The following is a 23,085-nucleotide window of genomic DNA, read 5'->3' on the forward strand; positions in this document are numbered from 1 at the left end:
GTTAATTCTGACCCACCGTGGAAACGATGGTGACCTGCTTGTTATCCGGTATTTCCTGGTAGGCGAGGACGTGGATGTTCGGTACGGCCAATCGGGCGAACCGCGACAACATCGCGCGGACTGGACCGGCCACCAGCAGTATCGCCGGCTTACCCAACATTTCTTGACGCTGTGCTGCCTCTACCAGGGATCGTTGCAACTTCTCGGCCATTCCCGGCTCCAGAAGAATGCCATCTTCGGAGCCTTGCCCTGCCTTCTGAAGACTATTGAGCAATATCTGTTCCAACCTTGGCTCCAGCGTAATCACAGGCAGCTGCGGCTCTAGTCCTACAACGTTTTGCACGATTGCACGGGACAACGCGACCCGCACCGCAGCCACCATCGCGGCGGGATCTTGACTCTTGGCGGCGACATTGGCGATCGCCTCGGCGATGGTGCGGATATCGCGCACCGGCACCTGCTCCTGCAGCAGCGCTTGCAGCACCTTGAGCAAGGTGGACAACGAAATCATCCCGGGCACCAGCTCTTCTGCAAGCTTCGGCGAGCTCTTGGCAAGCAGCTGCATCAATTGCTGAACCTCCTCATGCCCCAGCAACTCGTGGGCATGCTTGTGCAGGACCTGGTTCAGGTGCGTCGCGACCACGGTGCTGGCATCCACCACGGTGTAACCGAGTGACTGGGCCTGGTCGCGTTGTGCGGCCTCAATCCAGACCGCTTCCAGGCCGAACGCCGGATCTTTGGCAGCGATGCCATTGAGCGGGCCGAACACCTGGCCCGGATTGATCGCCAGCTCGCGGTCCGGGTAGACCTCGGCCTCGGCCAGGCTCACGCCCATCAGCGTCAAGCGATAGGCATTGGGCAGCAGGTCGAGATTGTCGCGAATGTGCACCGATGGCATCAGGAAGCCGAGATCCTGCGAGAGCTTCTTGCGCACGCCTTTGATCCGCGCCAGTAGCTGTCCACCCTGGTTGCGGTCAACAAGCGGAATCAACCGGTAGCCGACCTCCAGGCCGACCATGTCAACCGGTGTCACGTCGTCCCAGCCCAGCTCCTTGGTTTCCGCCGCGCGTTGCGCAGGCAGCATTTCCTGCTGCTTCTGCACATCGTCCTCAGCCTGCTGCTTGACTTGCTTCTGGCGATGCCAGATCCAGTAAGCGCCGCCCGCAGCAACCGCACCGAGGCCGAGAAACGACATGTGCGGCATGCCGGGCACCAGGCCCATAGCGATCATGATGCCGGCCGATACGGCCAGCGCCTTCGGCGAGGCAAACATCTGCCGGTTGACCTGCTGGCCCATGTCTTCGGAGCTGGTGACACGGGTCACCATGATCGCGGCGGCCGTCGACAGCAGCAGCGAAGGGATCTGCGCCACGAGTCCATCACCGATGGTCAGCAGCGCATAGACCTGGCCCGCCTCGCTGAAGCTCATGCCGTGTTGCGCCATGCCGATGCCAACGCCGCCGATGAGGTTGATGAACAGGATCAGCAAGCCGGCGATGGCATCACCGCGGACGAATTTGCTCGCACCGTCCATCGAGCCGTAGAAATCCGCCTCCGAGGCGACCTCGACCCGACGCAACTTGGCTTCGGATTGATCGATCAGCCCAGCATTGAGGTCGGCGTCGATGGCCATCTGCTTGCCGGGCATGGCATCCAGCGTGAAGCGTGCGCTGACTTCGGAAATACGTCCGGCGCCCTTGGTGACCACGACGAAGTTGATGATCATCAGGATCGCAAAAACGACGATACCGACGACGTAGTTACCGCCGATCACCACGTTGCCGAACGCCTCAATCACATGTCCGGCTGCCGACCCGCCCTCATGGCCGTTGATCAGCACGACTCGTGTCGACGCCACGTTCAGCGCCAGACGCATCAAGGTGGCAACCAGCAGAATCGTCGGGAACACCGCGAAATCCAGCGGCCGCAGCGCATAGACACTGACCAGCAGCACGACGATCGACAGCGCGATGTTGAAGGTGAACAGCAGATCCAGGAGGAACGGCGGCACCGACAACATCATCATGCCCATCATCACGAGCAACAGCAGCGGCACGCCAAGATTGCCGCGTCCCGCGCCCGTCAGGCCATTGCGAATATGGATGAGTTGCGTGCGATCCACGTAGACCCCGACAAAGACAGAACAAAGAATTGACGCAAAAAGCGCTCTGCCCGAGCTATAGCAAGAAGGGGTCCAACTTCCCCGCGCACTTGCATCCACCGAGCAAGCGGCGCTGTCAACGAAGCCATGTTCGAACCGACCAGACACTAGACAGTCTCACCCTAGGATCGCTGATCGGCAGCAATGCCGAGACGGCAATCGCTATCTGCGACATTTTTCGCGCCTTCACTTCACAGGAGTTTTTGCCATGAAACAGTGGATCATCGCGGCCCTCGCCAGCTGTACGGCCATGGGCCTCCAAGCCGAAACCCTCAGCGTGCCGGTCAAGGCTGTATCGGCTGAAGGCATCGGCGAGTCCGTCGGCACCGTCAAGATCGAGAGCAGCCAGTACGGCCTGGTGTTCCGTCCCGAGCTGTCGGGCCTGGACGCCGGCGCACATGGTTTCCACCTCCACGCCAAGGGCAGCTGCGAGCCGGCGGACAAGGACGGCGAAACCATCGCAGCGGGCTCGGCCGGCGGTCACTGGGATCCGAAGAACTCCGGCAAGCATGGCGAGCCGTGGGGGGACGGCCATATGGGCGATCTACCCGCACTGATGGTCGACAGCGAGGGACAGGCCAACCAGCCGGTCCTGGCTCCTCGCCTGAAAAGCCTTGGCGATATCAAAGGTCTGGCATTGATGGTCCACAAGGGCGGCGACAACCATTCCGACCATCCGCAGCCCCTCGGTGGCGGCGGCGCTCGGGTCGCGTGCGGGGTGATCGAATAAGGCAGCTGAAAATTGGGAACTGTAGAGACGGTTCCCAGCTTCACGCTTCAACGCAAGGGTGAGCCCACACCACTACGGCGAGACCGCCAGTAGGGTGGGCCTCAGCCCACCAACTTAGTCCTAAAGCAGGCTTAACTCACCCGCGAAGCTCCAGATTTCAGAGCGGCGTCCAAGCCGCTCATTCATCTCGACGCAAGTCCGGCGGAATCGGCAGATTACTCAACGGATCAGGCCGTTTACCCTTGCCAGAGCGGTACTGGCGCAGCTGATAGACATACGCCAGCACCTGCGCCACAGCGAGGTAGAGCCCCGCCGGGATTTCCTGATCGAGCTCGGTGGAGTAATACACCGCCCGCGCCAGCGCCGGTGACTCGAGTACCGTCACCTGATGCTCGTTGGCAATCTCGCGAATCTTCAGCGCCACGAAATCCCCGCCCTTGGCCACCAGCATCGGCGCCCCGCCCTTGTCCCCGTCGTACTTCAAGGCGACGGCGAAGTGAGTCGGGTTGGTGATGACCACATCGGCGTCCGGCACGGCCTGCATCATCCGCCGCTGAGCCGCATCGCGCTGCAGCTGACGAATCCGTGATTTAACCTCGGGTTTGCCTTCGCTGTCCTTGTATTCGTCGCGCACTTCCTGCTTGGTCATCATCAGCTTTTGCTTGTTGTCCCAAAGCTGAAAAGGCACATCCACCGCAGCGATCAGGATCAGCCCGCAAGCCATCCACAGCGCGCACCAGCCCACCACCTCAGCGCTGTGCATGATGGCGAGATCCAGCGGCTGTTTGGCGATGGACAGTAGATCATCCTGATAGGCGCTGAGTACCGCCAACGCCACCAGCAGCACCACGAGAAACTTGCCCAGCGCCTTGAGCAGCTCGACGAGCGCCTTGGTCGAAAACATCCGCTTCAGGCCGGGACCGGGATTCATCCGGCTGAACTTGGGCGCCATCGCCTTGCCTGAAAACAGCCAGCCACCCAGCGAGATCGGGCCGATGATGGACACGATCAGCAGCACGATCAGCAGCGGCATGATGGCTTCGAGCGCGATCATGCCGCTGCTCATCAGCAGCCGCACCATGGCGCCTTCGTCCAGCAGGGTTTCACGGCTGAGTTCGAAACTGCCCTGCATCATCGCCATCAGGCTGCCCGCCAGGCTGCCGCCCGAGGCGAGCAGACCGCCGATCCCACCCAACGTCACCGCCACCGTATTCAGTTCTTTGGAGCGGGCCAGCTGGCCCTTTTCTCGAGATTCACGGATGCGTTTCTCCGTGGGTTCCTCACTTTTGTCGGCACCGCTTTCGCTCTCAGCCATGCGAGGGCTCCATTAGCTGTGAAGAAAGAGACCGCATCAGCGTAATCCAATCAGTTCACGCAGCATGCCCAGCGCTTCGCTGACGAAGGTCTGATATTGCGCGAGGATGTCGGCCATGCCGATCCAGACGATGACCAGGCCGAGCACCAGGGTCAACGGGAAGCCGATCGAGAAGATATTCAGCTGAGGTGCCGCGCGGGTCATCAGACCGAAGGCTAGGTTCACCACCAGCAGCGCGGTGATGGCCGGCAACACCAACAGCAAACCGGCGCCCAGCACCCAGCCGAGCTTGCCGGCTACTTCCCAGAAGTGATTGGTCCCAACCAGCCAACCGCCAATCGGCAAGGTGACGAAGCTTTCGGTGAGAATCTCCAGCACAACCAAATGGCCGTTCATTGCCAGGAACAGCAGAATCACCAGCATGTTGAAGAACTGACCGATCACCGGGACCGAGACGCCATTGGCTGGATCGACCATCGACGCGAAGCCCAGCCCCATCTGCATGGCGAGCAGTTGGCCGGAGACGATGAATACCTGGAAAAACAGCTGCAGCACGAAACCCAGCATCACGCCGATCAATATCTGCTCAGCGATCAGCACTAACGCCTGCCCGCTCAGCGCTTCCACCACCGGGACAGCCGGTAGCCCAGGGACGAGGACAACCGCGATTGCAACGGCCAGGTAGAGCCGTATACGCATCGGCACCAGCTGCGTACCGATGATCGGCATGCTCATCAACAGCGCCGCGATGCGAAACAGTGGCAGCAGGAACTGCCCGACCCAGGCACCGATCTGCGCATCGCTGAGTTCAAGCACTGGCGAACGCCTTGCGAGAGGCACTGAACATCAGGGTTATCCGATGATCAGCGGAATGTTCTGGATCAAGCCCTGGGTGTACTCCATCAACTCTCGGACCAACCAGGGCCCGGCCCAGATCAGCGTCATCAGCATGACCAGCAGGCGCGGCAGAAAACTCAGGGTTTGTTCGTTGATCTGGGTAGCGGCTTGAAACATCGCCACCACCAGACCGACCAACAGGCTCGGCACCACCAGCACGCCGACGATCATCGCGGTCATCCACAGGCCTTCTCGAAACAGGTCAACCGCAACTTCGGGTGTCATGCGTGTCTCCCTATGGATGCTAGAGCGTGCCGAAACTGCTAGCGAGCGTGCCGATGATCAGCCCCCAGCCGTCGACCAGTACGAACAACATGATCTTGAACGGCAACGAAATGATCAGCGGCGAAAGCATCATCATGCCCATCGCCATCAGCACGCTGGCGACGACCATGTCGATGATCAGGAATGGAATGAAGATCATGAAGCCGATCTGGAACGCGGTCTTCAACTCGGAAGTCACGAATGCCGGCACCAGAATGGTCAGCGGTGCAGCGTCCGGCGTCTGGATGTCTGTCCGGCGCGACAGCCGTACGAACAACTCCAGATCGCTCTCGCGGGTTTGCGCCAGCATGAAATTCTTCAGCGGTACTTCGGCCCGTGCGATCGCATCCGGTGCGGACAGCTGCTCGTTCAGATAAGGCTGCACCGCCTCGTTGTTAATCCGCTCGAACACCGGGGCCATGATGAACAGCGTGAGGAATATCGTCAGGCCGACGAGGATCTGGTTCGACGGCGTCTGCTGCAGGCCAAGGGCCTGACGCAGGATAGAAAAGACGATGATGATGCGGGTGAAGCTGGTCATCAGCATGACGAACGCCGGGATGAAGCTCAGCGCCGTCATGATCAGCAGAATTTGCAGACTGACCGAATATTCCTGCTGCCCCTCGGCATCGGTGCTCAGCGTGATCGCCGGTATCGACAGCGGGTTGTCACCTTGGGAGATCAGGCCTCCGGCATCCTGCCCCAGAGCGAACGGCGCGGCCAGCACCAGCAGGACCGCCAGCAACAATCGAAGCATCAGGGCTTGTCCTTCTGGTCCCTGCCAAGCAACTCCATCAGGCGCTGGGCAAACTCCGGGTTAGCCGGCTCGGCGTCCGGAAGATGAACCGGTTCTGCAAGCACGTGCAGGGGCGTGATGCGGCCGGCGCTCAAGCCAAGCAGAACCTGCTCGCCGCCGACCTGCACCAGCACCAGACGCTCACGTGGGCCGAGGGCATGGCTGGAGATAAGCTTGATAGCCTGATTGCTACGCGGGTTGAGTTGCTGCATCCGACGCAACAGCCAGGCGAGCAGGAAGATCAGGCCGATCACCAGTAACAAGCCGAACAGCAACTTGGTCATCTGCGTACCCATGCCGGAGCTGCTCATGCTCGCTGCGGACTCAGCGGCCATTGCCGGCATAGCCAGCAATGGCGCAAGGAAGGCCAGAATCCGCATATCAGCGCAACTTCTTGATGCGTTCGCTCGGACTGATCACGTCAGTCAGGCGGATGCCGAATTTCTCGTTCACCACCACCACCTCGCCGTGAGCGATCAGGGTGCCGTTGACCAGTACATCCAGCGGCTCGCCCGCCAAACGGTCCAGTTCGACTACCGACCCCTGGTTCAGCTGCAGCAGGTTGCGGATGCTGATCTCGGTGCTGCCGACTTCCATGGAAATCGACACCGGAATATCGAGAATCACATCGAGGTTCGGCCCGTCCATGCCAGCTGGCCCTACAGCGCTCTTCGGGCTGCTGCCGAACTCCTCCAGCGGTGCACGCGGCGGTGCCGCGGGCGTGGCCGGTCCCTGATTGAGCAGTGCGTCGATATCGTCCTGGCTGGCGTCGCCCGCCTCGGCCAGCGCCGAAGCCCATTCGTCGGCAAGCGCCTGCTCTTCCGCGGAAGTGTTTTCGTGTTCGTCTGCCATCGCTAATCCTCGACCGGCTGGTAATTGAATAGGAGTTGAATCAACGTGGTCGCAATACGGATTCGAGCACCTGCAGGGCCAGGTTGCCCTTGTGCGCGCCCAGCTTGACCTTGAAAGCCGGCATGCCATTGGCGCGCATGATCATGTCTTCGGGCATCTCTACCGGGATGACGTCCCCCGGCTGCATATTGAGAATGTCGCGCAATTTGAGCTGGCGCCGTACCACCGTTGCGCTGAGCGGCACGTGCACGTCGAGCACATCCTCGCGCAAGGCGTTGACCCATCGCTCGTCCTGGTCGCTGACGTCCGACTGAAAGCCGGCGTCGAGCATCTCGCGGATCGGCTCGATCATCGAGTACGGCATGGTTACGTGAAAATCACCGCCGCCACTCTCCAGTTCGATATGAAACGTCGACACCACCACCACCTCACTGGGGCTGACGATGTTGGCCAGTGCCGGATTCACTTCCGAGTGCACGTATTCGAAGTTGACGTCGAGAACCGCGTGCCAAGCCTCTTTCAGATCGACGAATGCCTGATCCAACACCATGCGCACGACACGCAGCTCGGTGGGCGTGAATTCGCGCCCCTCGATCTTGGCGTGCCGGCCATCGCCGCCGAAGAAGTTATCCACCAGCTTGAATACCAGCTTGGCATCCAGAATGAACAGCGAGGTTCCGCGCAGCGGCTTGATCTTGACCAGATTGAGGCTAGTGGGCACATACAGTGAATGCACGTACTCACCGAACTTCATCACCTGCACGCCTCCCACCGATACATCGGCCGAGCGGCGAAGCAGATTGAACATACTGATACGGGTGTAGCGGGCAAAGCGCTCGTTGACCATCTCCAGCGTGGGCATGCGCCCGCGGACGATACGGTCCTGGCTGGTCAGGTCGTAACTTTTGATGCTGCCCGGCTCGGCATCGCTCTCGGTATCGACCAGACCGTCGTCAACCCCGTGCAGGAGCGCATCGATCTCGTCCTGTGAGAGCAGGTCTTGAACAGCCATCTACAACGACCCCTATTGCAATACGAAGTTGGTGAACAGCACTTGCTCAACGGCAAGCTTGCCGATTTCTTTCTCTGCCAGCGCCTGAACGCTGGCGGTCGCCTTCTGCCGAAGCATCTCCTGGCCGACCGGCGTCGCCAGCGTGGCGAAGTCCTCACTGGAAAACAGCATAACCAGTTGATTGCGCAACAGCGGCATGTGTTCCTTCAGCGCGTCGAGTGCCGCCTGATCGCGAGACATCAATGCCACGCTGACCTGCATGTAGCGTTGGCGCCCCTTGGTATTGGTGAAATTGACAATGAACGCCGGTGCCAACGTTTCATAGATTGCCGCCTGCCGCTGTGGCGCAGCCTGCGTATCAACGGCTTCAGCTGATGATTGTTCGGAGGCACCGCGGGTCATGAAATAAAAGGTGCTGCCCACCGATAGCCCAACCGCCAGCAACAGGCCGAGCACGATGAGAATAATCAGCTTGAGCTTGCCCTTCCCGTCGGCCGAAGCTGCAGGACTCGCTACGTCTGGGGGTCCTTGTTTCTTAGCCATGCCAAATATCCGTCATCACAGGTGATTTCACTCGCATCAAAGCGTTACGAGCAACAGCTGTGCCAAAGTATCAGCCAGGGAACTGGCGACGTAAACGATTGCTACAATCGCAGGCCAACTTGTAGACGAATAGCCCGCCCTGGCATCTCCCCAGACGCAAAAAACCGGGCACGGCGCCCGGTTTCTTTTGCCAGCCATCACAGCTTAGGCGTAGTAATCCACCAGGCCGCGCTCGCCGCCCGTACGGGCAGTGCTGATATCCATCGCACCCAGGCTGACTTCTTCGTCACTAACAGCCGCGTTACCGGCAACGCTCCTGCCCCGCGAGTCGTCACCGCCTTCGCCCTGCCAGCCTCGCGACTGGTCGGAAACGTTCACATCCATGCTCATACCCTGCTGGGCGAACATATCTCGCAATCGTTGCATCTGGCCTTCCAGTGCATCTCGGACGCCGGCGTGCGGGCTGAGGAAGGTCACCTGGGTCTGATCCTTGTTCATGTCGATACGAACCTCCATGCGTCCAAGCTCGGCCGGATCGAGCTGGATCTCGGCGGACTTGAGGTTCTGACTCGACAACCACATCACCCTGTCGACAACCGCTTCGCTCCAGCCGGACTGCTGCATCTGTACCGGCTGTCCCGGCACCATTGCCGGCCGCTGGGCCTGCTGAATCTGATTTTGCTGAGCGATCGCCTGAGTCAGCGGATTGAGCCGATTGATCGCCGCATCGGTGGCGCTTGTGCGGCTCTCCTTCGGCGTATCCAGGGTGTCGAGCAGCTCGCCGAAACCGTCCTCCAGCGAAAACTCATCGGATTCGTCGATGGGCGCTTCGCCCTCGAGAAGGCTCGCCGCCAGCGAATCCTGAGCATCCGTAGGCGCTTGCTCTTGCATGAGGAAGGTCGCGAATGGGCTCTTCTGCCCCCCCGACTGGATATCCAATGCGCGCTGCCCAACCAGTGCCATGTCGCCCTCCCCGTCGGCAACGCCGCTAGCCGCCTGCGTCTGCCCCAGGCCTGCCAGCAACTCACTGCCAGTCGGCAGGGGCTTGGCCAGCTCTCCGTCGCTTATTTCACCCTGCCCACCCATGCCGAACAGCAGCAGTGGATCGAGTTCGGCCTCGGCGGCCTGCAAGTCGCTGTTGGCCATCTCGGATTCGGCAGGCAATTCATTGCCGGCATCGGCCGCAGCCGGCTTTTCACTGCCGCCTGCTTTGGCGGTTTCCTGACTCGGCTTTTCATTGACTGGCTTGTCACGAGCGGATCTCGCGGCTGAATCCTGACGCTCCGCCGGCTTAGTCTGACGCTCTTTCGCGTAGACGTTGGCGAAGCTGGAAGGCTCGTCCCGACTGGGTTGCGACGCCTGCTTAGGTGGCGCGCTCGCCGCCTTTGCAGCCGCTGTCGGGGCCTTGATGTTGAGTAACAGATCGGGGGAAACGGCCATGGATCTTTCCGCTCAGGTGATAACGTGAATCTCCTAAAGCAAAGTCCAGGCCAGCGGACAAATTGATCTCCTACAACGGCTCCCATACGGGTTTGATCAAGCGAGATAGCGTGCGTCGTTGCAATGCGACAATCAGCCAGACCCGCCAGCCCGCTGGCGTTCGGCTCGATAGAGAATCCGTACGATGGCGAATTCGCGCTCGATGCGCTCGATCAATTCGGGTGCCTCATCCAGCTGCTCAACCCGCGCGGTCTCTTCCAGCTCGCGACAAAGTTCCGCCAGTAACGTAGCCCCCATGTTGCTGCAACTGCCCTTGAAGCTATGAGCTGCCTGACGCAGATCTTCACCGTCGCCGTTGCGGCAGGCGCTCTGCAGCAGGAGTAGCCGCTCTTCCGAGTCGGTGAGGAAGGTATCCAGCAGCACCGGATACTCTGCCTCCATCACATCTTGAAGGGTCGCCAGCACGCTGCTGTCGAGATGATCGACCACGAATGCTCCTGGCTGCAGAAACGGTGAATTATGCATGACCGGTCCAGTGAAACTCCACGTTGAGAACCTTGCCATCCGGTTCCCAATAGAAGCGTTCGCTCAATTGACGAATCATGCGCAAACCTCGCCCCCCGAGGCGCGACGGGCAGTACTGCTTGTTCAACGCTCGCTGCACGTCGAAGCCGGGTCCGCTATCGCGCACACCGATGCGCAGGTAGCCCTTGGCGCCTTCAGATTTGACCCTCAGGTCGATGGCAACGAAGCCTTCATCGAGCTCACCCAACCGTCGATCACGTTCCTGGTAGTAGCTGGCGAAGCCTTCGGCATCGCATTTCAACGAGGTATCAAGTGACAGCACCCCATGCTCCAGCGCATTGACATAAAGCTCGGTCAGCACCGTGTAGATGGTGCCAGCGCGGTGGCGCAAGGGCGAGACCTGCAGCAACAACTGCATCGTCATTGGCAAGGGGTTGGCGGCACGCAAGCTGTTCGGACGAAGTTCGAAGCTGGCCGACCAATCCCTCGCCCGTGCTCGCCGGGCCTCCAGCGGGTACGAGTCGAACGACTGAAGCGCGGCCTGCACGCTCTCCTCCGTCATGCTCACTTCGACAAGGCTCAGATCGTCAAGCATTTGACCGTGAAAGGCGTGCAATGCCGCTTGAATCTCCTCGAACAAGGCCGAGGGTTCAGCATTCGCGTTCATGATGGCCAGCAGTCGTTGCTCGCCGAACAGTTCATTGTCGGCGTTGCAACTCTCCAGCACCCCATCCGACATCAACAGCAGACGATCACCAATTGACAACGGCAAGGTCTCGAAGCGGTCATCGAAGGCGGACGCCTCGAGCACGCCAAGCGGCAAATGTCTGGACGGCAATGGCACGCACTCGCCATCGGCGGCCCTGAGCAGATAACCATCCGGCAGCCCGCCATTCCAGACTCGCAGCGTGCCCTGCTTGAGGTTGATATCCAGCAATGTGGCGCAGCAGAACATTTCCACCGGCAGGATCAACTTCAGCTTGGCATTGATCTCGCGGAGGATCTCGTCGCTGGAATAGCCTTTGGCGGTCATCCCGTAAAAGGTTTCGGCCAGCGGCATGGCACCGATCGCCGCGGGCAGGCCATGGCCGGTGAAGTCGCCCAGCAGCACGAACATCCTGCTGGCTGGTGCCTGCGCCGCGAGCAACAGATCACCATTGAACAGCGCGCGCGGAGATTGCTGGTAACGGATGTTAGGAGCGTTCAGGCAACCGGCATGAGCCACTTTGTCAAAAATCGCCTTGGCAGCGCGCTGTTCATCGAGCAGTTGCTGGTTGCGCCGCGCGATGAGATCGCGCTGTTCCAGCACCGTTGCCTGCAATCGGCGCAGGCGATGCATGGCTTGGATTTTCGCTTCGAGGATGATCGGGTTATAGGGTTTGGCGATGAAGTCGTCACCACCCGCTTCGAGGCACCGCACCAGCGCCTCGTGCTCCCCGAGCGAGGTCAGGAAGATGATCGGGACCAGCTCGTTGCCGGCCAGGCGCTTGATCTGCCGCGCGGCATCGAAGCCGTCCATCACCGGCATCAACGCATCCATCAACACCAGCTGCGGCCGCTCGCGCTCGAACAGCTGCACCGCTTCGGCACCGTTCGACGCAGTGATCACATGATGCCCCTGGCGACCGACGATGGCGGCCAGCAGCATGCGGTCGGCCGCACCGTCCTCGGCGATGAGTATGGTGAGCCGACCAGGCATTCAGGCGATCGCGAACAATTGTTCGAAATTGGAAACCGAGAGCACCTTTCGCACATCCGGGTTGCAATTGATCAGGCGAATGTTCGACTTATCGCTGCCGCCGTAATCACGCAACAGCAGCAGCATGCCGAGCGCGGAGCTGTCGAGATAGGTCGCACCGCCGAGATCGACCACGTAGCGCCTGGGCGTGCAATCAGCACGCTGATAGGCATCGCGAAACGCCTGATGGGTATTAAAATCGAAACGCCCTTGCACGATAATCGTCAGCTCTTGTCCATCTGCCGATAGCTGTGAACTGATGGTCATGTAGCACTCCTGGTCCTAAGCGATAACGTAGCTGTCGTGTTTGCCGGACAAGCGATGAACCATCGCTGGCATGACGCCTCGTCCAGCTGCGCCTGCGCCTTCAGTGACCAGCCGTGCTGTAGCAAACAAGCTGATGAAGATTTAGCACCCAAAGCCCTGCGCAGCAAGCTTCAATCCTGTTTTGGGCGGCCTGACAGCCGCTGTGAAAATTCATCGAGCAGTTTCTGCTCGCGCTTATCTGCCGCCGTTCTCGCTTCTTGCAGGTAACGCTCGACCAGTTTGCGCAGACCATCCAACCGCGCACGCCGCTGCTGCCATTGCTCACGCAGTTTGTCGAGATTGTTGCGGTGCCAGTCGACGCTGCGCTGCTGTTGACCAATGGCCGACTCGAGCTGGGAAAGGAACCGCTGATAGTTCATCAGCCATTGACCGGAAACCCCCTGACTGCCCTGGCTGAGCCATTGCTGTTGGTAGTCGCCGAAATACTGGCGCAGCTCGCCCAGCTTGGCTTCGGTCTGAGACAGCTGTGCCTGCCCCTGGCCGAACAGCCGCGCCGCATCTCGCTCGGCGCGCTCGGCCATGTCGATCACCGGCGCCAGACGCGCAGCACGGCTCGCCGACAAGGCTTAGCTCGCCGCCCTGGGGTTGAACACGGTCGCGAGCGATGCCTCACTCTGAGCCAGACCCTCGGCCTCGTTCAAACCCTGTCGAAGGTAGCGCACCATTTCCGCCTGCCGGGCGATGGCCAGGTCCGTCTCGGGATCGCCGCCGGGTACGTAGGCGCCTACGCTGATCAGGTCGCGGCTTTGCTGATAGCGCGACCAGAGTTGCTTGAACCGCTGCGAATGACGCACGTGCTCTGCATTGACCACCTGCGGCATGACTCGGCTGATGGACGCTTCGATGTCGATCGCCGGGTAGTGACCTTCCTCCGCCAAGCGACGCGACAGCACGATATGACCATCGAGCACGCCTCGCGCGGCATCGGCAATCGGGTCCTGTTGATCGTCACCCTCGGACAATACGGTGTAGAACGCGGTGATCGAGCCACCGCCTTCCTCCGCATTGCCGGCGCGCTCCACGAGACTTGGCAGCTTGGCGAATACCGAGGGCGGATAACCCTTGGTCGCCGGCGGTTCGCCGATGGCCAGCGCAATTTCGCGCTGGGCCTGAGCGAAGCGCGTCAGCGAATCCATCAGCAGCAGGACGTTCTTGCCCTTGTCGCGGAAATATTCAGCGATGCGGGTGCAGTACATGGCGGCGCGCAGGCGCATCAGCGGCGCGTCATCGGCCGGCGAGGCAACTACCACCGAGCGCTTGATGCTCTCTTCGGTGAGGATGTTCTCGATGAACTCCTTCACCTCGCGGCCCCGTTCGCCGATCAACCCGACCACGATGATGTCGGCCTCAGTGAAGCGCGTCATCATGCCGAGCAGTACCGACTTGCCGACACCAGTACCGGCGAAAAGCCCGAGACGCTGGCCGCGCCCAACCGTCAATAGCCCGTTGATACTGCGAATGCCGACGTCCAACGGCTCGCTGATCGGGTGACGTTTCAGCGGGTTGATCACCGGACCATCCATCGGCACCCAGTCCTCGGCCTTCATGCCGCCCTTTCCGTCCAGCGCACGGCCAGCACCATCCAGCACGCGCCCGAGCATCGAGGTTCCCATGGGCAGCCGTCCGGTGTTGGCCAGCGGCACGACGCGTGCGCCCGGCGCGATGCCGGCCAGGCTACCGACCGGCATCAGATACAGTTTGCCGCCGGAGAAGCCCATCACCTCCGCTTCGACCTGGGTCGGATGGTAGTTGTCTTCGTTGATCACCAGACAGCGGCTGCCAACGGCGGCGCGTAGCCCCTCGGCTTCGAGTGTCAGCCCGACCATACGCAACAGCCGACCCTCGAGGATCGGCTGGCTGGGCAGCTTGATCGCCTCGCCATAGGTGGCGAAACGTTTGGCGAAACTGGTGCGTTCAAGGCGCATCGGGCGAGCTCAGATCCAAATGCAGATCGGCTTCAGGTGGACTGGTGGCGTTTTCGCGCTGCTGCTCGAACAGTTGGCTGATCGCCTGGCCCAGACGCGTTTCGACACTGGCGTCGATACGGCTCTGCTCGGTTTCGATCCGGCAGCCGCCGGGCAGCAGATCGCTGTCCTCGACGATCTTCCAGGTTTCCTCATGCCGCTCGCGCAGCGCTTTGACCAATTCGAAATCTTGCGGATTGATATGGATGCGCACATTGCTGGCGCCCATGGGCAGCAGCTTCAGCGCTTCGCGCAGTACATGACGAATCTGGCTGGAATCGATTAACAGATCGCGCTGGATGACTTCACGGGCCAGCTGGCTGACCAACGTGACCATGGCGTGCTCGAGGTTCCGATCCTGATCAGCGATGGGTTCAAACAGTTGCGCCATCAGCTGCTCGAGATTAGCGAGCTTGGGCGCCAGGGCGGCGTCGGCTTCCTGCCGGGCCTTGAGCTGACCGGCATGAAAACCATCCTTCTCGCCCGTACTGAAGCCCTCGTTGTAGGCCTCCTGACGAATCGCCTCGAGCTCATCGAGTGTCAAGGGTTTGACTTCCTCGATCGGGACGTCCTCGCTGCGGGACGAATCTTCTTCTGCAGCCGGTTCGTCGATCGCCCCTGGCTCTACCGCCTCCGCACCCAGCGGATCGAAGCTCGGCAGCGCCCAGCGATCGAAGACATTGACGTCCTTCGCGCGGATCACATCGCTGGGATTTTCCTTGGGCATTTGGGCTCGCTTAGAGTCAGATCATTTCTTCGCCGCCCTTGCCGCCGAGAACGATCTCCCCGGCTTCGGCCATGCGGCGGGCAATGGTGAGTATTTCCTTCTGGGCGCCTTCGACTTCGCTGATGCGCACCGGCCCCTTGGCCTCCAGATCGTCGCGCAGCAGCTCGCCCGCGCGCTTGGACATGTTCTTGAAGATCTTTTCCTTGATCGCTTCGTCAGCCCCCTTGAGCGCCATGACCAGCACATCGGAGGATACTTCGCGCAGCAGGACTTGGATGCCCCGGTCGTCGACATCCGCAAGGTTGTCGAAAACGAACATCAGGTCTTCAATCTGCGCCGACAAGTCCTGATCGACATCCCGGATCGCGTCCATCAGCTGACCTTCGACCGAGCTGTCAAGGTAGTTCATGATGTCCGCCGCCCGCTTGACACCGCCCAGTGCCGCCCGGGTGGTATTGGCATTGCCAGAAAACTGTTTTTCAAGAATCAGGTTGAGCTCTTTCAGCGCCGCCGGTTGGACGGTATTGAGCGACGATACGCGCAGAACGATATCGAGCCGCACTTTGTGATCGAAATGCGACAGCACTTCGCCCGCCTGATCGGGGTCCAGGTAGGCAACCACGATCGCCTGAATCTGCGGGTGCTCGTAGCGAATCACGTCGGCCACAGCGCGCGGCTCCATCCACTTCAGGCTGTCCAAACCACTGGTATTGCCGCCCAGCAGAATGCGATCGATCAGACCGCCAGCCTTGTCCTCACCCAGCGCCTGGGTAAGCATTTTGCGGATATAACCGTCGGACCCCACGCCAAGGCCGGTCTGATCGCCGACGATTTCGACGAACTCGCTCATCACCTTCTCGACCTGCTCGCGGTGAACGTTGCGCATCTGCGCCATCGCCGTGCCAACCCTCTGTACCTCTTTCGGGCCGAGATGGCGCAGAACCTGCGCGGCATCGGCCTCACCCAGCGAGAGCAGCAGAATCGCGGCCTTGTCGACCTTGTTCAGTTTATTAGCGGGAACTCGAGCATCATTCATCTGCATTGATCCAATCTTTGACGACCTGAGCCACCCGGCCCGGATCTTCTGCTACCAGATTCTTGATGGCATTCAGTTGCGCATCGTATCCCTCGGTCGGGCTCGGCAGCATGATGCTCTGCGGCCCGCTCAGGCTGACCCGGTCATTGGTCAGCGCATCGTCGATTTCCCCCATCTCGCCCAGCTCGGCATCACCACCGACAGGCTGAAGATCCTTGCCTTTGCCGGCGTTGGTCAAGTTGTTCAATACGGGCCGCAGCACGCCGAACACCAGCACCAGAATAAACAGCACACCGAGCACTTGCTTGACGATGTCCCAGAACCACGGCTGCGAGTAGAACGGGATGTCGATGAAGGTTTCATCGAGCGAATCGGCCGCGAACGGCGCGTTGATTACGCTGACGCTGTCACCCCGGCTGGCATCGAAACCGACGGCGTCCTGCACCAGCCGGGTGAAGCGCGCCAGCTCGTCGGCGGTCCTTGGTACCCGGGTCGTGGTCCCGTCAGCAGCGACCGTTACCTGGTCGTCGAGTACCACCGCCACCGACAGACGGCGCAAGCGACCCTGCTGCTGCTTGGTGTAGCTGATGGAACGGTCCAGCTCGTAGTTGCGAGTCGCCTGCTCGCGCTTGTCCGCCGGGTATGGCGCAAGCATGGGCTGACCAGTCGCCGGGTCCATAATTTGTTGGCCGTTGGCATCGAGCAGCGGCTGCCCCGGCGCGATGGCACCAGCAGCGGCGGCCTGTCTGGCAATTGCATTCTCCGGCGCGGCGGCCGGTCCTGGCGGCTGATTGCTCAGCGCACCCGGAACGCCCTGCGGCCCGAGACTGCTCTGGCGTTGTTCACTGACGCTCTGCTCGCTGCGCAGGGCCGGCTGATCGGGATTGAAGGTTTCGGATGTCGATTCGACGGCACTAAAATCAACGTCGGCCGATACTTCCGCCTTGTAGCGTCCGCTGCCCAGCACCGGCTGCAGGATGTTGTGCACGCGCTGGGTATAAAGGCTTTCCATGCGCCGGCTATAGTCGAACTGTTTGCCGGCCATGCTCAGCTCGGTGAGACCCTGCTGATCGGACAGCAGGTTGCCTTTCTGATCCACCACAGTGATTTGCGACTTGGTCAACTCCGGCACGCTAGTGGCGACCAGGTTGATGATGGCCATTACCTGGCTCGGCTCGAGGTTGCGCCCCGGATAGAGCTCTACGAGAACCGAAGCGCTGGGCTTGCGCTCGTCACGGACGAATACAGAGCTCTTCGGGATCGCCAGGTGAACGCGCGCCGCCTTGACGTTGTTCAGGCTGGAAACGGTGCGACCCAGCTCGCCTTCAAGACCACGACGGTAGCGGGTGGCTTCCATGAACTGACTGGTGCCGAGGCCCTGCTCTTTGTCGAGAATCTCGAAGCCGATGTTACTGTCGGTCGGCGCGATGCCCGCGCTGGCAAGCTTCAGCCGCGCACGCGCGAGGTCATCGGCCTTGACCAAGAGGGCGCCGGAGTTGGGCTCGATCGTGTAGGAAATATCGGCAGCCGCCAGGGTTTCCATTACCTGATTGGCGTCCATCCCGGCGAGGCTGCCCAGCAGCGGACGGTAGTCCGGCTGTTGCGACCAAAGCACCACGGCAAAGCCGATGGCGACGCTTGCAGCGAGCCCGACGAGCAGACCGATCTGCCGCAACATCGACATTTCGGAAAGGTTTTCCAGGAAGGACAGGCCCAGCAGAGGCTTCTTCGGAGCCTCCGAATCAACCGGTACTGGAACCTTGCTAAGCGCTTCAGCCATTATTCAAACCCTGCCTTAAACCGGCATCTGCATGATGTCTTGATACGCCTGGACCAGCTTGTTACGCACCTGGGTCATGGCCTGAAAGGAAACGCTGGCCTTCTGCGATGCGATCATCACTTCGGTCAGGTCGATGCCGCCCTGCCCCATCTCGAAGGCGGTGGCCAGCTGGCTGGAGGCTTGCTGGGTTTCATTCACTTTGTTGACAGCCTGGCCGAGCATGTCAGAAAAGCTCGGCGCGCCGACTTCGGGCGTAGCGGTCACGGGCTTGGAGCGTGCCATTGCATCGGTCTGCATGGCCCGCATTTCCAGCATCAAGCGATTGAATTCAATACCCTGGCTCATCTATTCCTCCGACAGCTGCGGTTTTTTTGACGCTTCGCAGCAAGCACAATGTAGATAGCAACATCGATGCCAGTGTCTGGCCCAACAGCCAGGCACTTACGGAAACGAGAGACGGACGGTCCTAGGCGGCACAAGAGACTGTTACGCTGAACCCGCGTGCGGCTGTACCGCGACGCACGTCGTCGTCTCGCCTAGCCTGCGCTAGCGAAGCAAGGATCGTGCGCAAAGAGCGTTTGCCCGGCCTGCCCATGCTTTCTCTTATCTGATAGTTAGCCCATGAAACCGAATCCAAACCCGACGATGACCAGCCCTGCCCCTTTGCTCCAGCCACTCAAGGACAGTTCAGCCTCGACTGTCGTAGCCGGTTTCATCGCCATGCTCACTGGCTATACCAGCTCGCTGGTGCTGATGTTCCAGGCCGGACAGGCAGCCGGACTCAGTGGCGCAGAGATTTCCTCGTGGATCTGGTCGCTGTCGATTGGTATGGCCGTGTGCAGCATCGGCTTGTCGCTACGCTACCGGACGCCGATCGTCATCGCCTGGTCGACTCCCGGCGCAGCGCTGCTGATCAGCTCCTTGCCCGGCGTCCCTTATGGCGAAGCGATCGGGGCCTTTATTTTCGCGTCGGCGCTGATTGCGCTGTGCGGTCTTACCGGCAGCTTCGAGCGCCTGATGCGCAAGGTTCCCGCATCACTGGCGGCGGCATTGCTAGCCGGCGTGCTGTTCAACATTGGCATCGAGATCTTCCGTGCCGTGGAAGTACAGCCTGTGCTGGTGCTGGGGATGTTCTTCAGCTATCTGCTGGCCAAACGGCTTGTACCGCGCTACGCCGTGCTCTCGGCGCTGATCGTCGGCTGCGTGCTGGCCGGTGGGTTCGGCCTGCTGGATTTCAGTGGCCTAAGTCTGGAGGTTGCGATACCAGTGTGGACCACGCCGGCGCTGTCCTTCGCTGCAATCTTCAGCATCGGCATACCGCTGTTCGTCATCGCCATGGCGTCGCAGAACATGCCTGGGTTGGCGGTACTGCGCGCCGAGGGCTATCAGGTACCCGCCTCGCCGTTGATTTCCGTGACAGGCATCGCGTCGGTTCTGCTCGCCCCCTTCGGTTCCCACGGCATTCACCTGGCGGCGATTACCATGGCCATCTGCAGCGGCCCGGAGGCACACCCGGATCCATCGCGACGCTACACCGCAGCGGTCTGGTGCGGGCTGTTCTATGGCATCGCCGGGATTTTCGGGGCGACACTAGCCGCGCTGTTCGCCGCCTTCCCGCCCGCGTTGGTGCTGTCTATCGCGGCGCTGGCGCTGCTCGGCTCGATCGGCAGTGGCCTGACCCAGGCGATGCATCTGCCGCTCGAACGCGAGGCAGCCTTGATCACTTTCATGGTCACCGCGTCGGGCCTGACCCTGTTCGGCATCGGCTCCGCATTGTGGGGGTTGGTAGCCGGCGTGTTGACGCTACTGATTGTCAGCGGCCGCAAGGCTGCGACCTGATCGTCGCGACGGCTCGTTAGATGGCCGTTGCGCCACCGTCAACCGCCAAGGCATGGCCAGTCGTGAAGGCGGCGCCATCGCTACAGAGGTAGAGCACCGCGGCAGCGATTTCCTCGGCCTTGCCGACCCGGCCGACCGGATGCATGGCCGCGGCGAACTCCGCCTTGCGCGGGTCAGCCTCGTAGGCGCGGCGGAACATATCGGTGTCGATTACCGCCGGGCAGACGGCGTTGACCCTGATCTGCTTCTTGGCATATTCGATCGCTGCCGATTTGGTCAGACCGATGACGGCATGCTTGGACGCTGAGTAAATGCTCATCTTCGGCGCTGCTCCCAGACCCGCAACCGAAGCGGTGTTGACGATGGCACCGCCGCCCTGGGCGAGCATCAGCGGCAACTGATGCTTCATGCATAGCCAGACACCTTTGACGTTGACGCCCATGATCGCGTCGAACTCAGCTTCGCTACCTTCCGCCAGACGACCTTGCTCGATCTCGATACCGGCATTGTTGAAGGCGTAATCGATGCGACCGTAGCTCGCCACCGCCTGTTCGACCATCGCCCTGACCTCTTCGTCGCGGGTGACATCGCAGCGCACAAATGTCGCCTCGCCGCCCGCCTCGCGAATGGCCTCGGCGCAGGCAACACCGCCTGTCTCGTCCACGTCTACCACAACCACTTTCAGACCCTGTTCGGCGAATGCCAGCGCCGTCGCGCGTCCAATACCCGCCGCGCCACCCGTTACCAACGCAACCTGACCGAAAAAAGACATGCTCATGCTAGAAACCCTGTTCGATTGAAAGGAAGGTGCCGAGTCCGAATGTGACTACAAGCCGAACGTTGGTCAGTGTTATACCGCCATCCCTCGGGCCGATTAAGAGTCACATCGCGATATCACTCGGGCGGATGCCTTTGCATTCCAGCATTCGCGCCTTGCTTGCGAGGTTGAGCTCGGCGGGCTACACCAAGACTTCGCACACATAAGAGGTTCCTCATGGACAAGACCAATCGCCAGTTCCTGCTGGCCAAGCGGCCCATCGGCGCGCCTAGTCGCGACACCTTCGAGTTCGTCGAAAAGCCGTTGGGTGAGCTCAGCCCGAACCAGATCCTCGTCAAGAACGAGTACCTGTCGCTTGATCCCGCCATGCGTGGATGGATGAACGATGCCAAGTCCTACATCCCCCCGGTCGGTATTGGCGAGGTAATGCGTGCGCTCGGCGTGGGCAAAGTCATTGCATCCCAGCACCCCGGCTATGCCGAAGGCGATTACGTCAACGGCGCGCTTGGCGTGCAGGACTATTTCCTCGGCGAGCCGAAAGGCTTCTACAAGGTTGACCCGAACCAGGCGCCACTGCCGCGTTATCTGTCCGCACTGGGCATGACCGGCATGACCGCCTACTTCGGCCTGCTGGCGGTAGGCGAACCCAAAGCCGGCGAAACCGTCGTGATCTCCGGCGCGGCAGGTGCAGTTGGCGGCGTTGCCGGGCAGATCGCCAAGATCAAGGGATGCCGTGTCGTCGGAATTGCGGGCGGCGCAGAGAAGTGCCGCTTTCTCACCGAAGAACTGGGCTTCGATGCTGCCATCGATTACAAGAATGAGGACCTGCACGCTGCGCTGAAGCGCGAATGCCCGAAAGGCGTCGATGTCTATTTCGACAACGTCGGCGGTGACATCCTCGACGCGGTGCTGACGCGGATCAGTGTGGGTGCCCGAATCGTGATCTGCGGCGCCATCAGCCAGTACAACAACAAGGAAGCGGTCAAGGGACCTGCCAACTATCTGTCCTTGCTGGTCAACCGTGGGCGCATGCAAGGGATGGTTGTGATGGATTACGTTTCCCGCTACCCCGAAGCCATGAAGGACATGGCCGGCTGGATGCAGAGCGGTGAGCTGAAGAGCAAAGAAGACATCGTCGAAGGGCTGGAGACGTTCCCCGATACGCTGATGAAGCTGTTCACCGGCGGCAATTTCGGCAAGCTGGTGTTGAAGGTCAGCTAGGACCGCGAGACTGGTCGCTGCACAGCGGCGACCAGTTGCGATGCTAAAGGTCAAGCCAACTCGGCGACCACTGCGGCCAATGCCTGAGCGGGGTCCGCCGCTTGGGCGATAGGCCGGCCGATCACCAGGTAATCCGAGCCCGCCGCCATCGCCTCGGCTGGGGTAAGAATTCGCCGCTGATCATCAGCCTTGCTGCCAGCCGGACGAATCCCCGGAGTCACCAATTGCAGCTGGGCAAAACGTGCTTTCAGCGATTGAGCTTCCTGCGCCGAGCAGACCAGACCGTCCAACCCGGCCTCTGCCGCCAGCCCTGCCAGACGCAACACCTGCTGTTGCGGTTCCAGATCCAGGCCGATGTCGGCGAGATCCGCCTGCTCCATGCTGGTCAGCACTGTGACGCCGATTAGCAGCGGCTTTTGTCCGCCAGCCTTGTCCAGCGTTTCGCGGCAGGCAGCCATCATTCGCAGCCCACCCGAACAATGCACATTGACCATCCACACACCCAGTTCCGCAGCCGCCTTGACCGCCATCGCCGTGGTGTTGGGGATATCGTGGAACTTGAGATCGAGAAACACCTCGAAGCCTTTCGCCTGCAGCGCCTCGACCACCTGAGGACCGCAACGGGTGAACAATTCCTTGCCGACCTTGACGCGACAAAGCGTCGGATCGAGCTGCCCGGCCAATGCCAGCGCAGCATCACGGGAGGGGAAATCGAGCGCAACGATGATGGGAGTCTGGCAGATCATGACGATTCCTCGGCGAATTTCGGCGCGCATTGTCGCAGAAAACCATCAGCGAGGCGGCATGCGCTAATCCCTTCGCTGCACGCTCAATCGCAATGGCGCGGCTATCTACGGTGGCGTAAGGTTAAAAGCAATCCCATCAGCATCAGGAGATAAACATGCCCTGGTATATCTGGTTATTGCTCGCCCTGGTGCTCGGCACGATCGTCGGCGGGCTGTTGATGCTGCGTGCCGGCGCACGCAAGATCCCTCTGACCGACGAGCAGAAGCAGCGGATTGCCCAGCGCAACGCCGAAGCGGATGCGGAGGACGCACGCAATAAATAGCCGCATGAGCAACAAGCCCCGCGACACGGGGTCGCGCCAGAATAATGGCAGACCTCTCAATAAGTGATGGC

The 23,085-nt window shown here is 60.8% G+C and carries 25 protein-coding genes; 4 read left to right on the top strand and 21 right to left on the bottom strand.

All coding sequences use genetic code 11. The features are described 5' to 3' along the window. Nucleotide 1 precedes the first annotated feature (1 nt). Complete coding sequence (gene flhA, locus DQ405_RS15005; protein ID WP_168424957.1) at nt 2-2,122, bottom strand: flagellar biosynthesis protein FlhA; 2,121 nt, start codon at nt 2,120-2,122, stop codon at nt 2-4. A 247-nt stretch (nt 2,123-2,369) separates the two neighbouring features. Between flhA and sodC the strand changes: the two genes are divergently transcribed. Then, entirely contained in the window at nt 2,370-2,891 is a 522-nt protein-coding gene (gene sodC, locus DQ405_RS15010) for a superoxide dismutase family protein (protein ID WP_168424958.1), read from the top strand. A gap of 178 nt (nt 2,892-3,069) precedes the next feature. On the opposite strand, the gene flhB is transcribed toward sodC, so the two are convergent. From flhB to fliE, 18 genes are all read right to left on the bottom strand, one after another. Beyond that, the gene (gene flhB / locus DQ405_RS15015; protein ID WP_168424959.1) at nt 3,070-4,206 is read right to left on the bottom strand and encodes a flagellar biosynthesis protein FlhB; all 1,137 of its coding nucleotides are present in this window, start codon (nt 4,204-4,206) and stop codon (nt 3,070-3,072) included. 36 nt (nt 4,207-4,242) lie between these two features. Continuing rightward, entirely contained in the window at nt 4,243-5,022 is a 780-nt protein-coding gene (gene fliR, locus DQ405_RS15020; protein WP_168424960.1) for a flagellar biosynthetic protein FliR, read from the bottom strand. 36 nt (nt 5,023-5,058) lie between these two features. Continuing rightward, the gene (gene fliQ, locus DQ405_RS15025) at nt 5,059-5,328 is read right to left on the bottom strand and encodes a flagellar biosynthesis protein FliQ (RefSeq protein ID WP_019340606.1); all 270 of its coding nucleotides are present in this window, start codon (nt 5,326-5,328) and stop codon (nt 5,059-5,061) included. 19 nt (nt 5,329-5,347) lie between these two features. Further along, the gene (gene fliP / locus DQ405_RS15030; protein ID WP_168424961.1) at nt 5,348-6,124 is read right to left on the bottom strand and encodes a flagellar type III secretion system pore protein FliP; all 777 of its coding nucleotides are present in this window, start codon (nt 6,122-6,124) and stop codon (nt 5,348-5,350) included. Next, the gene (fliO, locus tag DQ405_RS15035) at nt 6,124-6,543 is read right to left on the bottom strand and encodes a flagellar biosynthetic protein FliO (RefSeq protein WP_168424962.1); all 420 of its coding nucleotides are present in this window, start codon (nt 6,541-6,543) and stop codon (nt 6,124-6,126) included. Before fliO ends, fliP begins: the two co-directional genes overlap by 1 nt. Nucleotide 6,544: 1 nt before the next feature. Then, nucleotides 6,545-7,015 carry a flagellar motor switch protein FliN gene (fliN, locus tag DQ405_RS15040; protein ID WP_168424963.1) on the bottom strand — a complete coding sequence of 157 codons (471 nt, stop codon included), beginning with the start codon at nt 7,013-7,015 and terminating at the stop codon, nt 6,545-6,547. Nucleotides 7,016-7,055: 40 nt separating this feature from the next. Next, entirely contained in the window at nt 7,056-8,027 is a 972-nt protein-coding gene (fliM, locus tag DQ405_RS15045) for a flagellar motor switch protein FliM (RefSeq protein WP_168424964.1), read from the bottom strand. Nucleotides 8,028-8,039: 12 nt separating this feature from the next. Beyond that, complete coding sequence (gene fliL, locus DQ405_RS15050) at nt 8,040-8,570, bottom strand: flagellar basal body-associated protein FliL (protein WP_168424965.1); 531 nt, start codon at nt 8,568-8,570, stop codon at nt 8,040-8,042. 204 nt (nt 8,571-8,774) lie between these two features. Then, nucleotides 8,775-10,010 (bottom strand): flagellar hook-length control protein FliK, encoded by a 1,236-nt coding sequence (locus DQ405_RS15055; protein ID WP_168424966.1) that lies wholly within the window; start codon nt 10,008-10,010, stop codon nt 8,775-8,777. 132 nt (nt 10,011-10,142) lie between these two features. After that, entirely contained in the window at nt 10,143-10,535 is a 393-nt protein-coding gene (locus tag DQ405_RS15060; RefSeq protein ID WP_168424967.1) for an Hpt domain-containing protein, read from the bottom strand. After that, nucleotides 10,528-12,234, bottom strand: coding sequence for an ATP-binding SpoIIE family protein phosphatase (locus DQ405_RS15065; protein WP_168424968.1), 1,707 nt, complete (start codon nt 12,232-12,234; stop codon nt 10,528-10,530). The genes DQ405_RS15060 and DQ405_RS15065 overlap by 8 nt, the downstream gene beginning before the upstream one ends. After that, on the bottom strand, nt 12,235-12,540 hold the full coding sequence (locus DQ405_RS15070) for an STAS domain-containing protein (RefSeq protein ID WP_168424969.1): 306 nt from the start codon (nt 12,538-12,540) through the stop codon (nt 12,235-12,237). A 170-nt stretch (nt 12,541-12,710) separates the two neighbouring features. Beyond that, nucleotides 12,711-13,163, bottom strand: a complete 453-nt coding sequence (gene fliJ / locus DQ405_RS15075; RefSeq protein ID WP_168424970.1) for a flagellar export protein FliJ — start codon at nt 13,161-13,163, stop codon at nt 12,711-12,713. A gap of 3 nt (nt 13,164-13,166) precedes the next feature. Beyond that, nucleotides 13,167-14,525 (bottom strand): flagellar protein export ATPase FliI, encoded by a 1,359-nt coding sequence (fliI, locus tag DQ405_RS15080; RefSeq protein ID WP_168424971.1) that lies wholly within the window; start codon nt 14,523-14,525, stop codon nt 13,167-13,169. Next, complete coding sequence (gene fliH, locus DQ405_RS15085; protein WP_168424972.1) at nt 14,515-15,291, bottom strand: flagellar assembly protein FliH; 777 nt, start codon at nt 15,289-15,291, stop codon at nt 14,515-14,517. The genes fliI and fliH overlap by 11 nt, the downstream gene beginning before the upstream one ends. 16 nt (nt 15,292-15,307) lie before the next feature. Continuing rightward, the gene (gene fliG / locus DQ405_RS15090; protein WP_168424973.1) at nt 15,308-16,327 is read right to left on the bottom strand and encodes a flagellar motor switch protein FliG; all 1,020 of its coding nucleotides are present in this window, start codon (nt 16,325-16,327) and stop codon (nt 15,308-15,310) included. After that, nucleotides 16,320-18,107, bottom strand: coding sequence for a flagellar basal-body MS-ring/collar protein FliF (fliF, locus tag DQ405_RS15095; protein WP_168424974.1), 1,788 nt, complete (start codon nt 18,105-18,107; stop codon nt 16,320-16,322). Before fliF ends, fliG begins: the two co-directional genes overlap by 8 nt. 15 nt (nt 18,108-18,122) lie before the next feature. Continuing rightward, a complete protein-coding gene (gene fliE, locus DQ405_RS15100; protein WP_025242402.1) occupies nt 18,123-18,452 on the bottom strand; it encodes a flagellar hook-basal body complex protein FliE in 330 nt (109 codons plus the stop codon). Nucleotides 18,453-18,728: 276 nt separating this feature from the next. Here fliE and DQ405_RS15105 point away from each other — a divergent pair, with 276 nt between their 5' ends. Beyond that, nucleotides 18,729-19,946 (top strand): benzoate/H(+) symporter BenE family transporter, encoded by a 1,218-nt coding sequence (locus tag DQ405_RS15105; protein WP_241730013.1) that lies wholly within the window; start codon nt 18,729-18,731, stop codon nt 19,944-19,946. A gap of 16 nt (nt 19,947-19,962) precedes the next feature. Here DQ405_RS15105 and DQ405_RS15110 read toward each other — a convergent pair whose 3' ends face one another. Continuing rightward, nucleotides 19,963-20,724 (bottom strand): SDR family oxidoreductase, encoded by a 762-nt coding sequence (locus tag DQ405_RS15110; protein WP_168424975.1) that lies wholly within the window; start codon nt 20,722-20,724, stop codon nt 19,963-19,965. A gap of 216 nt (nt 20,725-20,940) precedes the next feature. Between DQ405_RS15110 and DQ405_RS15115 the strand changes: the two genes are divergently transcribed. Next, the gene (locus tag DQ405_RS15115) at nt 20,941-21,945 is read left to right on the top strand and encodes an NADP-dependent oxidoreductase (protein ID WP_168424976.1); all 1,005 of its coding nucleotides are present in this window, start codon (nt 20,941-20,943) and stop codon (nt 21,943-21,945) included. Between the two features lie 50 nt (nt 21,946-21,995). On the opposite strand, the gene pyrF is transcribed toward DQ405_RS15115, so the two are convergent. Beyond that, a complete protein-coding gene (gene pyrF, locus DQ405_RS15120; protein WP_168424977.1) occupies nt 21,996-22,691 on the bottom strand; it encodes an orotidine-5'-phosphate decarboxylase in 696 nt (231 codons plus the stop codon). A gap of 155 nt (nt 22,692-22,846) precedes the next feature. Here pyrF and DQ405_RS15125 point away from each other — a divergent pair, with 155 nt between their 5' ends. Next, the gene (locus tag DQ405_RS15125; protein WP_168424978.1) at nt 22,847-23,014 is read left to right on the top strand and encodes a DUF2897 family protein; all 168 of its coding nucleotides are present in this window, start codon (nt 22,847-22,849) and stop codon (nt 23,012-23,014) included. Nucleotides 23,015-23,085: the final 71 nt, after the last annotated feature.

The organism is Pseudomonas sp. SST3 (assembly GCF_003325755.1).

Coding starts and splice junctions, on each gene's coding strand:
- DQ405_RS15105 (WP_241730013.1), top strand. CDS start 18,729: ATGAAACCGAATCCAAACCCGACGATGACCAGCCCTGCCCCTTTGCTC.
- fliH (WP_168424972.1), bottom strand. CDS start 15,291: ATGCCCAAGGAAAATCCCAGCGATGTGATCCGCGCGAAGGACGTCAAT.
- fliF (WP_168424974.1), bottom strand. CDS start 18,107: ATGGCTGAAGCGCTTAGCAAGGTTCCAGTACCGGTTGATTCGGAGGCT.
- DQ405_RS15110 (WP_168424975.1), bottom strand. CDS start 20,724: ATGAGCATGTCTTTTTTCGGTCAGGTTGCGTTGGTAACGGGTGGCGCG.
- fliE (WP_025242402.1), bottom strand. CDS start 18,452: ATGAGCCAGGGTATTGAATTCAATCGCTTGATGCTGGAAATGCGGGCC.
- fliG (WP_168424973.1), bottom strand. CDS start 16,327: ATGAATGATGCTCGAGTTCCCGCTAATAAACTGAACAAGGTCGACAAG.
- sodC (WP_168424958.1), top strand. CDS start 2,370: ATGAAACAGTGGATCATCGCGGCCCTCGCCAGCTGTACGGCCATGGGC.
- fliO (WP_168424962.1), bottom strand. CDS start 6,543: ATGCGGATTCTGGCCTTCCTTGCGCCATTGCTGGCTATGCCGGCAATG.
- fliL (WP_168424965.1), bottom strand. CDS start 8,570: ATGGCTAAGAAACAAGGACCCCCAGACGTAGCGAGTCCTGCAGCTTCG.
- DQ405_RS15065 (WP_168424968.1), bottom strand. CDS start 12,234: ATGCCTGGTCGGCTCACCATACTCATCGCCGAGGACGGTGCGGCCGAC.
- DQ405_RS15060 (WP_168424967.1), bottom strand. CDS start 10,535: ATGCATAATTCACCGTTTCTGCAGCCAGGAGCATTCGTGGTCGATCAT.
- fliP (WP_168424961.1), bottom strand. CDS start 6,124: ATGCTTCGATTGTTGCTGGCGGTCCTGCTGGTGCTGGCCGCGCCGTTC.
- fliM (WP_168424964.1), bottom strand. CDS start 8,027: ATGGCTGTTCAAGACCTGCTCTCACAGGACGAGATCGATGCGCTCCTG.
- DQ405_RS15055 (WP_168424966.1), bottom strand. CDS start 10,010: ATGGCCGTTTCCCCCGATCTGTTACTCAACATCAAGGCCCCGACAGCG.
- pyrF (WP_168424977.1), bottom strand. CDS start 22,691: ATGATCTGCCAGACTCCCATCATCGTTGCGCTCGATTTCCCCTCCCGT.
- fliI (WP_168424971.1), bottom strand. CDS start 14,525: ATGCGCCTTGAACGCACCAGTTTCGCCAAACGTTTCGCCACCTATGGC.
- DQ405_RS15125 (WP_168424978.1), top strand. CDS start 22,847: ATGCCCTGGTATATCTGGTTATTGCTCGCCCTGGTGCTCGGCACGATC.
- fliQ (WP_019340606.1), bottom strand. CDS start 5,328: ATGACACCCGAAGTTGCGGTTGACCTGTTTCGAGAAGGCCTGTGGATG.
- fliN (WP_168424963.1), bottom strand. CDS start 7,015: ATGGCAGACGAACACGAAAACACTTCCGCGGAAGAGCAGGCGCTTGCC.
- flhB (WP_168424959.1), bottom strand. CDS start 4,206: ATGGCTGAGAGCGAAAGCGGTGCCGACAAAAGTGAGGAACCCACGGAG.
- DQ405_RS15070 (WP_168424969.1), bottom strand. CDS start 12,540: ATGACCATCAGTTCACAGCTATCGGCAGATGGACAAGAGCTGACGATT.
- DQ405_RS15115 (WP_168424976.1), top strand. CDS start 20,941: ATGGACAAGACCAATCGCCAGTTCCTGCTGGCCAAGCGGCCCATCGGC.